The organism is Paracoccus sp. C2R09 (assembly GCF_018860625.1).
Classification (GTDB): Bacteria; Pseudomonadota; Alphaproteobacteria; order Rhodobacterales; family Rhodobacteraceae; genus Paracoccus.
On sequence record NZ_JAHKQB010000029.1, the window covers coordinates 185300 to 200963 of the forward strand.

A 15664-nucleotide genomic window follows, 5' to 3' on the forward strand; every position below is an offset into this window, starting at 1 on the left:
GTTATCCTTCCAGATTCAGGGCTTCGGCGACCAGCGCCTCTTGTTCAGCCTTGTGGCGCGAGGCCAGACCCGTCGCGACGGATGCGGCGGCATTGCGACCGGCATAACGCGCGCGGCCATGCTTCGATCCCAGGCGTTCCAGAACCCATTCCAGATAGGGCTCGACGAAGGTCCAGCCGCCCTGGTTCTTGGGCTCTTCCTGGCACCAGACGACCTCGGCCTGCTTGAAGCGACCCAGTTCCTTGACCATCGCCTGGGCGGGGAAGGGATAGAACTGTTCCAGGCGCAGCAGATAGACATCGGTGATGCCAGCCTCGTCGCGGGCCTTCAGCAGGTCGTAATAGACCTTGCCCGAGCAGACCACGACGCGCTTGATCTTGTCGTCCGCGACCAGCTGCGTGGGCGAGGTGCCGCGTTCGGCATCGTCCCACAGCACGCGGTGGAAGGTGCTGCCCGACTGGAAATCCTCGGCCTTGCTGACGGCCATGGGATGACGCAGCAGCGATTTCGGCGTCATCAGGACCAGCGGCTTGCGGAAGCCGCGATGGATCTGGCGGCGCAGGATGTGGAAATAGTTCGCGGGCGTGGTGCAGTTCGCGACGATCCAGTTATCCTCGGCGCAACCCTGCAGGAAGCGCTCCAGGCGGGCCGAGCTGTGCTCGGGGCCCTGACCCTCGAAGCCATGGGGCAGCAGCATGACCAGACCGGACATGCGCAGCCACTTCTTCTCGCCCGAGGAGATGAACTGGTCGAACATGATCTGCGCGCCGTTGGCGAAATCGCCGAACTGGGCTTCCCACATCACCAGGCTGTTGGGCTCGGCCAGCGAATAGCCGTATTCGAAGCCCAGCACCGCATATTCCGACAGCATCGAGTCGATGACCTCGTAGCGGGCCTGACCGTCCTCGATGTTGTTCAGCGGATAGTAGCGTTCCTCGGTCTTCTGATCGACGAAGGCCGAATGACGCTGGCTGAACGTGCCGCGGGTGCTGTCCTGACCTGCCAGGCGGACGCCGTGACCTTCGGTCAGCAGCGAACCGAACGCCAGGGCCTCGCCGGTGGCCCAGTCGAAGCCCTCGCCGGTCTCGAACATCTTCTTCTTGGCTTCCAGCAGGCGCGAGACGGTCTTGTGCATGCTGTGCGTGTCGGGCGCAGTGGTCAGCGCGGTGCCCACGCGGCTCATCACCTCGGGGGCGATGCCGGTCTCGCCGGGGACGTATTCGGTCCCCTCGCGGGCCATGCCCGACCACTTGCCGTCAAGCCAGTCGGCCTTGTTCGGCTTGAAGGTCTTGCCGGCCTCGAACTCGTCCGAGAGGTGGTTCTGGAACGAGGCCTTCATGTCCTCGATCTCGCCTTCCGGGATCAGGCCGTCCTTGACCAGCCGCTCGGTATAGAGCTGCAGCGTGGTCTTGTGGCCCTTGATGCTGTGATACATCGCCGGGTTGGTGAACATCGGCTCGTCGCCTTCGTTGTGACCGAAGCGGCGATAGCAGAAGATGTCGATGACCACGTCCTTGCGGAACTTCTGGCGGAACTCGGTCGCGACCTTGGCGGCATGGACCACGGCTTCGGGATCGTCGCCGTTCACGTGGAAGATCGGCGCCTCGACCATCAGCGCGATATCGGTCGGATAGGGCGAGGTGCGGCTGAAATGCGGCGCGGTGGTGAAACCGATCTGGTTGTTCACCACGATGTGGATCGTCCCGCCGGTGCGGTGGCCGCGGATGCCCGACAGCTGCAGGCATTCGGCAACGACACCTTGGCCCGCGAATGCCGCGTCGCCATGCAGCAGGATCGGCAGGACCGAGGTGCGGTCCTTGCGGTCGCCCAGCTGGTCGCTTTTCGCGCGGGCCTTGCCCAGCACGACCGGGTTCACGGCCTCGAGGTGGCTGGGGTTCGCGGTCAGCGACAGGTGCACCGTGTTGCCGTCGAACTCGCGGTCCGAGCTGGCGCCGAGGTGGTACTTCACGTCGCCCGAACCGTCCACGTCCTCGGGCTTGAAGCTGCCGCCCTGGAATTCGTTGAAGATCGCGCGATAGGGTTTGGAGAGCACGTTGGCAAGCACCGACAGGCGACCGCGATGCGGCATGCCGAACACGATCTCCTTCACGCCAAGCGCACCGCCGCGCTTGATGATCTGCTCCATCGCGGGGATCAGCGCCTCGCCGCCGTCAAGGCCGAAGCGCTTGGTGCCCATGTATTTCACATGCAGGAACTTCTCGAAGCCCTCGGCCTCGACCAGCTTGTTCAGGATGGCGCGGCGACCGTTCTGGGTGAACTGGATCTCCTTGCCGTAGCCCTCGATCCGCTCTTTCAGCCAAGCGGCTTCCTCGGGGTTCGAGATGTGCATGTATTGCAGCGCGAAGGTGCCGCAATAGGTGCGCTGCATCAGGTCGTTGATCTGACGGATCGACGCGACCTCGAGACCCAGCACGTTGTCGATGAAGATCGGGCGATCCATGTCGCCGGGGCCGAAGCCATAGGTCTCGGGCTTCAGTTCGCCGTGATCGGGGGCCTGGCGCAGCCCGAGCGGGTCCAGATCGGCATGCAGGTGGCCGCGGATCCGATAGGCGCGGATCAGCATCAGCGCGCGGATGCTGTCCAGAACGGCCTGGCGGACCTGCGCCTCGGACAGGGTCACGCCCTTTTCCTCGGCCTTCTGGGCGATCTTCTTGGCAGCGGCGCCGGCTTCCGCCTTGGCGGTCGCGGCGGGCCATTCGCCCGTCAGCGCCGAGGTCAGTTCGTCCATCGGCATGGGCGGCCAGTCGGCGCGCGCCCAGCTTGCACCCTCGGCCTCGCGGGTGGCGTCGGATTGGGCATCGCCCAGATCGCGGAAGAAGGCATCCCATGCCTGATCGACCGCCGCCGGGTCCTTGGCCCACTGGCCATAGAGCTGTTCCACATAGGCGGCATTTGCGCCCTGCAGGAACGAGGAGTCATGGAAATCGGAGTTCTTTGGCTGGTCGGTCATCGGTTGGTCCCCATGTCAGGGCGAAAAAAAGGGTCAGGCGCAGTGGATGTCGAAGATACGTGCGCCGGGATCGGCAGTGGGGTCGAGCCGGGGCTGCTGGACGATGCGCATGGGTGAACGGCGTTCAAGCCCGCAAAGCGCCATGGCCGCACGGCTTTCCGCATCCGCGGGTGCCGCCGAGGGCTGGTAGATCACCCGCCAGCCGTAATCGCGACGCGACACGGTCCTGACCGATTCCGCGGGAAGTCCGCTGGCCTCGTGCAGGTTGGTCCGCGCGGGAATGCCGCCGGGCAGGATGTCGGTGGTCATGCGCTCGCCGCAGGCGGCCAGCGTCAGCATCGCCAGAAGGGACCAGGGCGTGGCACGACCGGGCAGGGCGCGTGCCCTGGCTGGCTGCGGCATTGCCGGCTGGTGGTCCTGTGGTTGCACGATGCGTCCTTCGGGAAGTGAACCGTCCCCCCAACTTAGTTCGGGGGGACGGGCTGTCAAATCATCAGCCCTTGATGGCCTTCAGAACGGCTTCGCCCAGACCTGCGGGGCTGTCGGCAACGACGACACCGGCCTTCTTCATGGCCTCGATCTTCGATTCCGCGTCGCCCTTGCCGCCCGAAACGATGGCACCGGCGTGACCCATGCGGCGACCCGGAGGTGCCGTGCGGCCCGCGATGAAGCCGGCGGTCGGCTTCCAGTTGCCCTTGCGCTTCTGCTCGGCCAAGAACTCTGCCGCTTCCTCCTCGGCCGAACCGCCGATCTCGCCGATCATGATGATCGACTCGGTCTCGGGGTCGTCCAGGAACATCTGCAGCACGTCGATATGCTCCATGCCCTTGATCGGGTCGCCACCGATGCCCACGGCGCTGGACTGGCCCAGGCCCACATCGGTCGTCTGCTTGACGGCCTCATAGGTCAGGGTGCCCGAACGCGACACGACGCCGACGCTGCCGCGCTTGAAGATCGAGCCCGGCATGATGCCGATCTTGCATTCGTCGGGCGTCATGATGCCCGGGCAGTTCGGCCCGATCAGGCGCGACTTCGAATTGATCAGGGCGCGCTTGACGCGCATCATGTCCAGGACCGGGATGCCTTCGGTGATGCAGACGATCAGCGGGACCTCTGCGTCGATGGCTTCCAGGATCGAATCCGCGGCGAACGGGGGCGGGACATAGATCGCGGATGCGTTCGCACCGGTCTTCGCCACGGCCTCGTGGACGGAATCGAACACGGGCAGGTTCAGGTGCTCGGACCCGCCCTTGCCCGGCGTGACGCCGCCGACCATCTGCGTGCCATAGGCGATCGCCTGTTCGGTGTGGAAGGTGCCCTGCGAGCCGGTCAGGCCCTGGCAGATGACTTTGGTATTCTTGTCAACGAGAACGGCCATCATGGCCTCCTTACGTGAGATGCGCGGATGCGCACCGAATGTTCCAGAGGAAGCTGCGCCACCGGGGCGCAGCCTGCTGCTCAGCCCTTGACGGCCTTCACGATCTTCTCGGCAGCATCTGACAGGTTGTCGGCGGCGATCACGTTCAGGCCGCTGCCCGCGATGATCTCCTTGCCCAGATCGACATTGGTGCCTTCCAGACGGACGACCAGCGGAACCTGCAGGCCGACTTCCTTCACGGCGGCGATGATGCCTTCCGCGATGATGTCGCAGCGCATGATGCCGCCGAAGATGTTGACCAGGATGCCTTTTACGTTCTGGTCGCTGGTGATGATCTTGAAGGCCTCGGTGACCTTCTCCTTGGTCGCGCCGCCGCCGACATCCAGGAAGTTGGCCGGCTCGGCGCCGAACAGCTTGATGATGTCCATGGTCGCCATGGCCAGGCCCGCGCCGTTCACCATGCAGCCGATCTCGCCGTCCAGCGCGATGTAGTTCAGGTCGAACTTAGAGGCGGCCAGCTCCTTGCTGTCCTCCTCGGTCTCGTCGCGCAGGGCGAGGATGTCGGCCTGGCGATAGAGCGCGTTGTTGTCGAAGCCCATCTTCGCGTCCAGGCACTTGAGGTTGCCCTCGGTCGTGACGATCAGCGGGTTGATCTCCAGCATCTCCATGTCCTTCTCGATGAACATGCGATACAGGTTGCGGACCAGCGCGACGCACTGCTTCACCTGCTGGCCCTTCAGGCCCAGGGCGAAGGCCACGCGGCGACCGTGGAAGTCCGACAGGCCCGAGGCCGGATCGACGCTGAAGCTGACGATCTTTTCCGGGGTCGAGGCTGCGACTTCCTCGATGTCCATGCCGCCCTCGGTCGAGGCGACGAAGCTGACGCGGCTGGTGACGCGGTCGACCAGCAGGGCCAGGTACAGCTCGGTCTCGATGTCCGAACCGTCTTCGATATAGATGCGGTTGACCTGCTTGCCCGCGGGGCCGGTCTGATGCGTGACCAGCGTGCGGCCCAGCATCTGGCGGGTCAGCTCTTCAGCTTCCTCGACCGATTTCGCCAGGCGGACACCGCCCTTTTCGCCGGCTTCCGCTTCCTTGAAGCTGCCCTTGCCGCGGCCGCCCGCGTGGATCTGGGCCTTCACCACCCAGAGCGGGCCGTCCATTTCGCCCGCAGCCGTCTTGGCCTCGTCGGCCTTCATGACGATGCGGCCATCACTGACCGGCGCGCCGTACTGACGCAGCAGCGCCTTGGCCTGATATTCGTGGATGTTCATCTCGACCCCCTCATTCGGTTCGACAGATTTGGGGCCTTGTCGCATATCGTGACGGACAGATGAAACGATTTCCCTGCAAAATCCGTAAAACCGGCAGTAAGTCGCTTAATGTGATCACACCCGGAAATACTGTGATCACGAACACCCGGGGCGATGGCGATAACAGCCCGACTCGGGGTGGTTCGCAAATGAAAAACGGCGCGCCCGGTGGCGCGCCGTCTTCCCGTTCCGGTCGGTCGGGGCTTATGCCAGCGACTGATCGATGCCCTTGCAGGCCTCGACAAGGCCCTTCACCGCATCAACGGATTTGTCGAACATCGCCTGTTCGTCCTTGTCCAGCTTGATGTCGATGACGCGCTCGATGCCGTTGGCACCGATGACGGTCGGCACGCCGACATACATGCCCTTGAGGCCGTAGGCGCCGTCCACGTTCGCCGCGCAGGGCAGGACGCGCTTCTGGTCCTTGAGATAGGCCTCGGCCATCTCGATCGCGCTGGTCGCGGGGGCATAGAAGGCGCTGCCGGTCTTCAGCAGGCCGACGATCTCGGCGCCGCCGTCACGGGTGCGCTGCACGATGGCGTCCAGCTTCTCCTGCGTGGTCCAGCCCATCTTGACCAGGTCGGGCAGCGGGATGCCACCGACGGTCGAATAGCGGGTCAGCGGAACCATGGTGTCGCCGTGGCCGCCCAGCACGAAGGCGGTGACGTCCTTCATCGAGACGCCGAATTCCAGCGACAGGAAGTGACGGAAGCGGGCCGAATCCAGCACGCCGGCCATGCCGCAGACCTTGTTCGCGGGCAGGCCGCTGAACTTCTGCAGGGCCCAGACCATCGCGTCCAGCGGGTTCGTGATGCAGATCACGAAGGCGTTCGGGGCGTGGGTGGCGATGCCTTCGCCGACCGATTTCATGACCTTGAGGTTGATGCCCAGCAGGTCGTCGCGGCTCATGCCCGGCTTGCGCGGGACGCCGGCGGTCACGATGCAGACATCGGCACCTGCGATGTCGGCATAGTCGTTGGTGCCCTTCAGCGCGGCGTCGAACCCTTCGGAGGGGCCGGATTCCGCGATGTCGAGAGCCTTGCCCTGCGGGGTGCCTTCGGCGATGTCGAACAGGACGACGTCGCCCAGTTCCTTCATCGCGGCCAGATGCGCGAGCGTGCCGCCGATCTGCCCTGCACCGATGAGTGCGATCTTGGGTCGGGCCATGTGTAACCTCCGATACATGGGTCTTGGTCGCAGTCGGGTTAAGCCGTTGCAGGGGAAATCGCAAGTCTCGGCTCGTCCGGCTTGCCTTCGGGGGGCGTCCGCGCCATCCATTGCAGCATCTGCAAGGGGGAATTGCATGCTTCTGGATCTGGGAACGGGGGGCTGGATCCTGGCGGTGATCGCCGCATCGGCGGTCGGATTGGCCAAGGGCGGGCTGTCGATGGTGGGAATCATCTCGGTCCCGCTGCTGTCGCTGGTCATGTCGCCCATCCAGGCGGCGGGGGTCATGCTGCCGGTCTATGTCGTGTCGGATATCGGCGGGCTGATCGCCTTTCGCGGCAGTTTCGATACCGAGGTGCTGAAGAAGGCGCTGCCCGGCGCGATCGGGGGGATCGCGTTCGGCTGGGCCACCTCGAGCATCGTGCCGGTCTGGGGCGTCACGCTGATCGTCGGGCTGATCGGGCTGTGCTTCGCGCTGAACGCGCTGCTGCGTCCGCAGCTGGACGCACAGCCGCAGCGGCCGCGCCTGTCCAAGGGGACGTTCTGGGGCGGGCTTGCGGGCTATACCAGTTTCCTCAGCCATTCGGGCGCGCCGCTGTGGCAGGTCTATGCGCAGCCGCTGCGGATGCCGCCGCTGATCTTCGCCGGCACCTCGACCTGGTTCTTCGCCATCGGCAACTGGATCAAGCTCTTGCCCTACGCGATGCTGGGCCAGCTTTCGGCGCCGAATCTGGGGACCGCGGCGGTGCTCATGCCCGCCTCGCTAGTCGCGGTCTGGGTCGGGCTGCGCATCGTTCGCATCATCCCGCAGGCGCTGTTCTACAAGCTGATCACATGGGGGCTGCTGCTGATATCGCTGCGGCTGATCTGGCAGGGGCTGGCCTGAATTTCTGCGTTGCGGCAATTCCACGCTTGCCAAACATGACCTAAGCATGCAGATTTCGGCAATATTGTTGCGAGGAGGAATTCATGGCGCGTCCCTATCGGTCGGTTCTTTATATTCCCGCGGCCAATGCACGGGCGATGGAAAAGGCGCGGGGGCTTGCCGCCGATGCGATCATCTTCGACCTCGAGGATGCGGTCGCCCCCGATCAGAAGCAGCCCGCGCGCGACGGGCTGGCACAGGCGCTGAGCCAGGATTACGGCCCGCGCGCCCGGATCCTGCGCATCAATGCGTTGACGACCGAATGGGGCAGGGCGGATGCGATGGCCTGTGCGGGGATGGTCGTGGATGCGGTGCTGATCCCCAAGGTGGACGGGCCTGCCGATCTGGACGCCGTGGCCGAACTGCTGCCCGAAACGCCTCTCTGGGCGATGATGGAAACCCCGGCGGGGATGCTGAACGCGCAGGCCATCGCCGCCCATCCCCGGTTGCAGGGAATGGTGATGGGCACCAACGATCTGGCCAAGGATATCGGCAGCCGGTTCCGGCCCGACCGCCTGCCGATGATGGCGGGGCTGGGCCTGTGCCTGCTGGCGGCCCGCGCGCATGACCGGGTGATCGTGGACGGGGTGTTCAACGCCTTCAGGGACGAGGACGGCCTGCGCGTCGAATGCGAGCAGGGCCGCGACATGGGCTTTGACGGCAAGACGTTGATCCACCCCGCCCAGCTGGCCGTCGCGAACGAGGTCTTTGCCCCGACCCAGCCCGAGATCGACCTGGCCCGCCGCCAGATCGAGGCATTCGACCAGGCGCAGGCCGCCGGGCAGGGGGTCGCGGTCGTCGATGGCCGCATTGTTGAGAACCTGCATGTCGAGACCGCGCGCAGGACGCTGGATCGGGCGCAGGCGATTGCGGCGATGGCGGAATAGGGGCAGTCTGCAGCGCGAACGCATTCAGCGAAAGGAAGCCAGATGCTGATCCTGATCCTCGGCGTGGCCCTGTGGTGGGCCGCGCATCTGTTCAAGCGGGCGGCACCCGAGACCCGTGCGAAACTGGGCGATCCCGGCAAGGGGGGCGTCGCGATCGCGCTGGTCCTGTCGATCGTGCTGATGACGATCGGCTACAAGATGGCGGTCGGCGCGTTCTTCTGGGGACCGGCCCCGGCGACCGTGGGCATCAACAACCTGCTTGTCCTGCTGGCCTTCTACATGTTCGCGGCTTCGGGGATGAAGACGCGGGTGACGAAATACACGCGCCATCCGATGCTGTGGGGCTTCGTGCTGTGGGCCCTCGCGCATCTGCTGGTGAATGGCGACACCCCCTCGTTCATCCTGTTCGGCGGCCTGCTGATCTGGGCCCTGGTCGAGATGCAGGTGATCAACCGCGTGTCCGATCACGTTCCGCCGACCGGACCCTTCCCCGTCAAGAAAGAGATCATGGCCGCCGCCGGTGCCGTGATCGTCATGCTGGTCGTCGGCACGATCCACGCGCTGGTCGGCCCCTCGCCATTCGGAGTGTCCTGACATGCCCAAGATCTATCGCCTGCTGACCGATGACGACACCTCGGCCTTCTGCCACAAGGTCAGCGAGGCGCTGTCCAAGGGGTGGGTGCTGGAAGGCAGCCCCAGCATGGCCTTCGACAGCGCCCGTGGCGTGATGCGCTGCGCACAGGCCGTCACCAAGCAGATCGAGGACGAATATCACCCCGACATGAAGCTGGGCCGGCAATGACCAAGACCAATCCCGGCCGCTTCTTCGAGGATTACACCATCGGCCAGCTGATCCGCCATACCGTGCCGCGCACGCTGGCCGAGGGAGAGCGGGCGCTTTACCACGCGCTCTATCCGGCGCGGCATGCGATCTATTCCTCGGATGAATTCGCGATCTCTTGCGGGTTGGACGGCAGCCCGATGGACGATCTGCTGGCCTTTCACACGGTCTTTGGCAAGACGGTGCCGGATGTCAGCCTGAACGCGGTCGCCAATCTGGGCTATGCCGAGGGGCGCTGGCTGCTGCCGGTCTGGCCCGGCGACACGCTGCGCGCCGAATCCGAGGTGATCGGCCTCAAGCAGAACTCGAACGGGAAATCCGGCGTGGTCTGGGTCAGGACGCGCGGGTTGAACCAGCAGGATCAGACGGTGCTGGAATATGTCCGGTGGGTCATGGTCCGCAAACGCGACGAGGACAGCCCCGCCCCCGAGACCATGCTGCCGACCCTGTCGGGAACGGTCGCCCCGCAGGATCTGGTGGTCCCGGAGGGTCTGAGCTTCGACGCCTACAACACCGATCTGTCCGGCGAAACGCACCGCCTGGCCGATTATTCGGTGGGTGAGCTGATCGAACATGTCGATGGCGTCACCGTCGATGAGGCCGAGCACATGCTGGCGACGCGTCTGTGGCAGAACACCGCCAAGGTGCATTTCGACGCGACCCATCGCGAGGACGGCAAGCGGCTGGTCTATGGCGGCCATGTCATCAGCATGGCGCGCGCGCTGTCCTTCAACGGGCTGGCCAATGCGCAGATGATCGTGGCGCTGAATGCGGGTGCCCATGCGAACCCCTGCTTTGCGGGCGACACCATCCGCGCCTGGTCCGAGGTGCTGGACAAGGCGCAGACGGATGTGCCGGGCGTCGGCGCGATCCGGCTGCGGCTGGTGGCGACCAAGGGGGCCGTGGACGGGTTCCGGATGCGGGACCAGGCGGGCAGGTACCTGCCCGAGATCCTTCTGGACCTCGATTACTGGGCGCTGATGCCCGAATGATGCGGGGTTTGCGCTAACCTCCGGCAATGGCCGGGAAATCTGTGATCACGCGGTGGTTTCGCGTGATCACAAACCAACTTTTCCGCGGCATTTCGGCGCGCGGGCTGGAAACTTCCGGTGACAGGTGGAATAAGTTCCCCATAGAGATACGGCAAATGCCAGCCCGCCCGGCCAGCCCCTGCCTTACCGGGACGACCTTGCGGGACATGCTGAACCGACAAAGGAGGGCCGCCATGGCCGACGTGAACCGGGGTAACCGGCCGCTTTCCCCCCATCTTCAGGTCTACAGGCTGCCCATCGCGGCCGTCACCTCGATCCTGACGCGGATCACCGGCCATGCGCTTGTCGCGGGCGTCGTGCTGCTGGCATGGTGGCTGGTCGCCGCCGTCAGCGGGCCGGGCGCCTTCGCCGCCGCGGACTGGGTCGTGCGGTCCTGGCTGGGCTTCCTGATCCTGACGGCCTCGACCTGGGCGCTGTGGTTCCACGCGCTGGCGGGCATCCGGCACCTGTTCTACGACGCCGGCATGGGCCTCGAGATCCACGAGGCCGAGAAGGCGTCCTGGGCCATCATCATCGGTTCGGTCGCGCTGACGCTGCTGAGCCTCATCATCTTCTTCATCAGCTGAGGCGAGGGTTTCATGCGCTACATCACCCCCCGCAAGGCGGCCCAGGGCCTGGGCTCGGCACGGTCCGGCACGCATCACCACTGGCAGATGACGGTCAGCAGCTATGCGCTGATCATCCTGACGCCGCTGTTCCTGATCGCCGTGGGCGCGGGCATCGGCCTGCCGCGCGAGGAACTGATGGTCCATTTCGGCCGTCCGTTCCCGGGCGTCATCACCGCGCTCTTCATCATCGTCGGCATGGTGCACTTCATCAAGGGCACCCGGATCATGCTGGACGACTATCTCTATGGCAACGTGAACAAGCTTGCGATCGTTGCCGCGAACATCTTCGGGTGGGGCGTCATCGCCGCCGCCGTCTTCGCGCTGGCGAAGATGGCCTTCACCACCCCCGCGATCTGAGGACGACATGGCTTCCTACGAAACGCATACGCATGATTACGATGTCGTCGTGGTGGGCGCGGGCGGCGCGGGTCTTCGCGCCACGCTCGGCATGGCCGAACAGGGCCTGCGCACGGCCTGCGTGAGCAAGGTCTTCCCGACCCGCTCGCATACCGTGGCAGCCCAGGGCGGCATCGCCGCATCGCTGTCGAACATGGGCCCCGACCACTGGCAGTGGCACATGTACGACACCGTCAAGGGGTCGGACTGGCTGGGCGATACCGACGCGATGGAATACCTTGCGCGCGAGGCGCCCAAGGCCGTCTACGAGCTGGAACATTACGGCGTGCCCTTCAGCCGGACCGAGGACGGCCGCATCTATCAGCGCCCCTTCGGCGGCCATACCACCGAATTCGGCGAAGGCCCCCCGGTGCAGCGCACCTGCGCCGCCGCCGACCGCACCGGCCACGCCATCCTGCACACGCTGTATGGTCAGTCGCTGAAGAACAACGCCGAATTCTTCATCGAGTATTTCGCGCTGGACCTGATCATCACCGACGGTCGCTGCACCGGCGTGGTGTGCTGGAAGCTGGATGACGGCACCATGCACGTCTTCAACGCGAAGATGGTGGTTCTGGCGACCGGCGGTTACGGCCGTGCCTATTTCAGCGCGACCAGCGCCCATACCTGCACCGGCGACGGCGGCGGGATGGTGGCGCGTGCGGGCCTGCCGCTGCAGGACATGGAATTCGTGCAGTTCCACCCGACCGGCATCTACGGCTCGGGCTGCCTGATCACCGAAGGCGCGCGCGGCGAGGGTGGATACCTGACCAACTCCGAAGGCGAGCGCTTCATGGAGCGTTACGCACCGACCTACAAGGACCTGGCCAGCCGCGACGTCGTCAGCCGCTGCATGACCATGGAGATCCGCGAGGGTCGCGGCGTCGGCGACGACAAGGATCACATCTTCCTCAACCTGATGCACCTGCCGCCGGAAACCCTGCACGAGCGTCTGCCGGGCATCTCGGAATCGGCCAAGATCTTTGCGGGCGTGGATGTCACGCGCGAACCGATCCCGGTCCTGCCGACCGTTCACTACAACATGGGCGGCATTCCGACGAACTACTGGGGCGAGGTGCTGGCACCGACCGCCGATACGCCGGACGCCGTCTTCCCGGGCCTGATGGCCGTGGGCGAGGCCGGTTGCGCATCGGTCCATGGCGCGAACCGCCTGGGTTCGAACAGCCTGATCGACCTTGTGGTCTTCGGCCGTGCGGCCGCCATCCGCGCCGGTCAGGTCATCGACCGCGAAGGGGCCATCCCCTCGACTAACCAGGCCGAGGTGGACCGGGCGCTGGACCGCTTCGACACGCTGCGCAACGCCACGGGCGGCACCTCGACCGCCGAGCTGCGCGACAAGATGCAGCGCACCATGCAGGCCGACGCGGCCGTGTTCCGCACCGACAAGACCCTGGCCGAGGGCGTCGAGAAGATGACCGAGATCGCCGGGGCGATGGACGACATCAAGGTCACCGATCGCGGTCTGATCTGGAACACCGACCTGATGGAAACGCTGGAGCTGACCAACCTCATGCCGAACGCGATGGCCACCATCGTCGCCGCCGAGGCCCGCAAGGAAAGCCGCGGCGCCCATGCGCACGAGGATTGGCCCGAGCGGGATGACGCCACCTGGCGCAAGCACTCGCTTGCATGGGTCGAGGGGAACAAGGTTAAACTCGACTATCGGCCTGTCCACATGGATCCGCTGACCACTCAGCAAGAGGGCGGGATCGACCTGCAAAAGATCGCTCCGAAGAAAAGGGTTTACTGATGCGCATGAAGATTTACGCCGCCTTGGCAGTTTCCGCGGTCGCGCTGGCCGGTTGTGTGGCCCCCGTGCCGACTGCCGGGCCCACGGTGCCGTCGGCACCCACCACGACTGCGCCGACCACGCCCACGCAGCTGGACGAGGCTTCGCGCCAGCTGGCCCGCAATGCCGTGAACACGGAAATGCAGTCGCGCCTGGCCGGTTCGGACACCACGCCCTACACCAATTGCGTGATGCAGAACGCCACCACCGCCGAACTGATCGACATCGCCCAGATGTCGAGCGCGGGCAGCAGCACCGCCGACAGCGTGGCCGCGATCGTGTCGCGTCCGGCGACGACGCAGTGCATCGCCTCCGTGGCGCGCTCGGCCTGACATGGTCATGGCGCAGCGCAACGCCCTGTGGCTGGCACCCTTCGCGGTGCTGGCCTCTTGCGGTCCGATCCCGGTGGATCAGGCCGAACGGGTGTGCCTGCGTGATGCAGAACTTGCCCAACGGCCGCGTGGCAGCGTGGCCGTCGGTGCGGCGTCCGGTTCCGGCGGGACCCACGGCTTCGGCCGGGTCGAGCTGGAGATCGGCAGCGATTACCTGATGGGGCGCGACCCGTCCGCGGTCTTCGACCGCTGCGTCCGCCGCCGTTCCGGGCAGATGCCCGAACGCGCGCTGCAGGATCAGCCGGGTTGGCGGGGCTAGGGCATGACCGACCGCCCCCTCATATTCCATATCGGCGTCCAGAAGACGGGCACCACTTCGGTGCAGCGCTTCCTGGAACAGGCTGCGCCGCGGATTGCGGATCGCGTGATCATCCGCACCCCCGAAGAGGGCACGCCGATGCGCCCTTTGGGCCGTGCGGCCGTGGCATACAGCCTGGCCCCCGGCAAGGACCTGCGCGAGGCGCTGGTCGCGGCGCTGGACGACGTTCTGGACACGATCCCCGAAGGCCATCAGCCGGTGCTGATCAGCCACGAGAACCTTGCCGGTGCAATGCCCGGCAATGGCGGTGAGACCGGGCTCTATCCGGTGCTGCCGCGCCTTCTGAAACAGTTGGACAAGGTCGCGCAGGGCAGGGGCTTTCGGCCTTGCTACGTCTTTTCATCGCGGGCGATGGACGACTGGCTGCCCTCGGTCTGGGCGCAGGCGGTTCGGACCGACGGTTACGACGGCAGCTGGGACGATTTCCGCGCCGCGACCGCCGATCTGCCGGATTGGCCCAACCTGCAGCGCCGGATCGCCAATGCCGTGGGCGAGGATCGCGTGACCCGACTGCAGGTCGAGGAATGCCCCGACATCGCACGGCGCCTGCTGACGATCGCGGGGCTGCCGCAGCATGTCGTCGATGCCCTTCCCGACCTGGAGGTTCGCGCGATGGAGCGGCTGAACCCCAATGCCACGGAATTCCTGCGCCAGCTGAACCGGCTGGATCTGAACCCCCATGCCCGCGACCGTGTCGCAGAACTCGTCGCGCGCAAGCAACATCTATTCACGGCCGATGCGCCGTCCGAAGGCACTCTCTGAAAGGAGCACCCAATGGTCCAGTTCACCCTGCCAAAGAACAGCAAAATCACGGTCGGCAAGACCTGGCCCAAGCCCGAGGGCGCGACCAATATCCGCAAGTTCAAGATTTATCGTTGGGACCCGAATACGGGCGAGAACCCGCGTCTGGACACCTATTTCGTCGATGTCGACAAATGCGGTCCGATGATGCTGGACGCCCTGATCAAGATCAAGAACGAGATCGACCCGACCCTGTCCTTCCGCCGGTCCTGCCGCGAGGGGATCTGCGGGTCCTGCGCCATGACCATCGATGGCGGCAACAAGCTGGCCTGCATCTTCGGCATCGACGAGGTGAAGGGCGACATCAACATCTATCCGCTGCCGCACATGCCGGTGGTCAAGGACCTGATCCCCGACCTGACGCATTTCTATGCCCAGCACGCCTCGGTGAACCCGTATCTGCAGACGAAATCGCCGACGCCCGCGAAAGAATGGAAGCAGTCCATCGAGGATCGCAAGAAGCTGGACGGCCTGTATGAATGCATCATGTGCGCGTCCTGTTCGACCGCGTGCCCGTCCTACTGGTGGAACGGCGATCGCTATCTGGGGCCGGCTGCGCTGCTGCACGCGTATCGCTGGATCATCGACAGCCGCGACGAGGCCACGGGCGAGCGTCTGGACGAGCTGGAGGATCCCTTCAAGCTGTATCGCTGCCACACGATCATGAACTGCACGAATACCTGCCCGAAGGGTCTGAACCCCGCGAAGGCGATCGCCTCGATCAAGCACATGATGGTCGAACGCTCGGTCTGATTGCGTCCCGCGGCGGCCGGGGGGCTGGCCCCCCGGACCCCCCTGACCGGT

The 15664-nt window shown here is 65.3% G+C and carries 17 protein-coding genes; 12 read left to right on the top strand and 5 right to left on the bottom strand.

What is annotated here, in order from left to right; genetic code table 11:
* Position 1: 1 nt before the first annotated feature.
* The 5 genes from KO490_RS12765 to mdh form a co-directional block, all read right to left on the bottom strand.
* The gene (locus KO490_RS12765) at positions 2 to 2971 is read right to left on the bottom strand and encodes a 2-oxoglutarate dehydrogenase E1 component (protein WP_216019798.1); all 2970 of its coding nucleotides are present in this window, start codon (positions 2969 to 2971) and stop codon (positions 2 to 4) included.
* A 33-nt stretch (positions 2972 to 3004) separates the two neighbouring features.
* Complete coding sequence (locus tag KO490_RS12770) at positions 3005 to 3373, bottom strand: hypothetical protein (RefSeq protein WP_216019799.1); 369 nt, start codon at positions 3371 to 3373, stop codon at positions 3005 to 3007.
* A 91-nt stretch (positions 3374 to 3464) separates the two neighbouring features.
* Positions 3465 to 4349 carry a succinate--CoA ligase subunit alpha gene (sucD, locus tag KO490_RS12775; RefSeq protein WP_216019800.1) on the bottom strand — a complete coding sequence of 295 codons (885 nt, stop codon included), beginning with the start codon at positions 4347 to 4349 and terminating at the stop codon, positions 3465 to 3467.
* An 80-nt stretch (positions 4350 to 4429) separates the two neighbouring features.
* Entirely contained in the window at positions 4430 to 5623 is a 1194-nt protein-coding gene (gene sucC / locus KO490_RS12780) for an ADP-forming succinate--CoA ligase subunit beta (protein WP_216019801.1), read from the bottom strand.
* Between the two features lie 243 nt (positions 5624 to 5866).
* Positions 5867 to 6829 (bottom strand): malate dehydrogenase, encoded by a 963-nt coding sequence (mdh, locus tag KO490_RS12785; protein WP_216019802.1) that lies wholly within the window; start codon positions 6827 to 6829, stop codon positions 5867 to 5869.
* A gap of 136 nt (positions 6830 to 6965) precedes the next feature.
* On the opposite strand from mdh, the gene KO490_RS12790 reads away from it, so the two are divergent.
* The 12 genes from KO490_RS12790 (at position 6966) to KO490_RS12845 (ending at position 15613) form a co-directional block, all read left to right on the top strand.
* Complete coding sequence (locus KO490_RS12790; protein WP_371822353.1) at positions 6966 to 7715, top strand: sulfite exporter TauE/SafE family protein; 750 nt, start codon at positions 6966 to 6968, stop codon at positions 7713 to 7715.
* Between the two features lie 83 nt (positions 7716 to 7798).
* A complete protein-coding gene (locus KO490_RS12795; protein ID WP_216019803.1) occupies positions 7799 to 8641 on the top strand; it encodes a CoA ester lyase in 843 nt (280 codons plus the stop codon).
* Between the two features lie 42 nt (positions 8642 to 8683).
* Positions 8684 to 9235: an NnrU family protein gene (locus KO490_RS12800; RefSeq protein WP_216019804.1), complete on the top strand. Its 552-nt coding sequence runs from the start codon at positions 8684 to 8686 to the stop codon at positions 9233 to 9235.
* Between the two features lies 1 nt (position 9236).
* Positions 9237 to 9443, top strand: coding sequence for a DUF1737 domain-containing protein (locus KO490_RS12805; protein WP_216019805.1), 207 nt, complete (start codon positions 9237 to 9239; stop codon positions 9441 to 9443).
* A complete protein-coding gene (locus KO490_RS12810; protein ID WP_216019806.1) occupies positions 9440 to 10474 on the top strand; it encodes a MaoC family dehydratase in 1035 nt (344 codons plus the stop codon). Before KO490_RS12805 ends, KO490_RS12810 begins: the two co-directional genes overlap by 4 nt.
* A 233-nt stretch (positions 10475 to 10707) precedes the next feature.
* Positions 10708 to 11100: a succinate dehydrogenase, cytochrome b556 subunit gene (gene sdhC, locus KO490_RS12815; RefSeq protein ID WP_216019807.1), complete on the top strand. Its 393-nt coding sequence runs from the start codon at positions 10708 to 10710 to the stop codon at positions 11098 to 11100.
* A gap of 12 nt (positions 11101 to 11112) precedes the next feature.
* Positions 11113 to 11499: a succinate dehydrogenase, hydrophobic membrane anchor protein gene (locus tag KO490_RS12820; protein WP_216019808.1), complete on the top strand. Its 387-nt coding sequence runs from the start codon at positions 11113 to 11115 to the stop codon at positions 11497 to 11499.
* Positions 11500 to 11506: 7 nt separating this feature from the next.
* The gene (sdhA, locus tag KO490_RS12825) at positions 11507 to 13309 is read left to right on the top strand and encodes a succinate dehydrogenase flavoprotein subunit (protein WP_216019809.1); all 1803 of its coding nucleotides are present in this window, start codon (positions 11507 to 11509) and stop codon (positions 13307 to 13309) included.
* The gene (locus tag KO490_RS12830; protein WP_252727166.1) at positions 13309 to 13680 is read left to right on the top strand and encodes a hypothetical protein; all 372 of its coding nucleotides are present in this window, start codon (positions 13309 to 13311) and stop codon (positions 13678 to 13680) included. The genes sdhA and KO490_RS12830 overlap by 1 nt, the downstream gene beginning before the upstream one ends.
* A gap of 7 nt (positions 13681 to 13687) precedes the next feature.
* Positions 13688 to 13999 (top strand): hypothetical protein, encoded by a 312-nt coding sequence (locus KO490_RS12835; RefSeq protein WP_216019810.1) that lies wholly within the window; start codon positions 13688 to 13690, stop codon positions 13997 to 13999.
* Between the two features lie 3 nt (positions 14000 to 14002).
* On the top strand, positions 14003 to 14821 hold the full coding sequence (locus KO490_RS12840; RefSeq protein ID WP_216019811.1) for a hypothetical protein: 819 nt from the start codon (positions 14003 to 14005) through the stop codon (positions 14819 to 14821).
* A gap of 12 nt (positions 14822 to 14833) precedes the next feature.
* Entirely contained in the window at positions 14834 to 15613 is a 780-nt protein-coding gene (locus KO490_RS12845; RefSeq protein ID WP_216019812.1) for a succinate dehydrogenase iron-sulfur subunit, read from the top strand.
* The last annotated feature ends 51 nt before the right edge of the window (positions 15614 to 15664 follow it).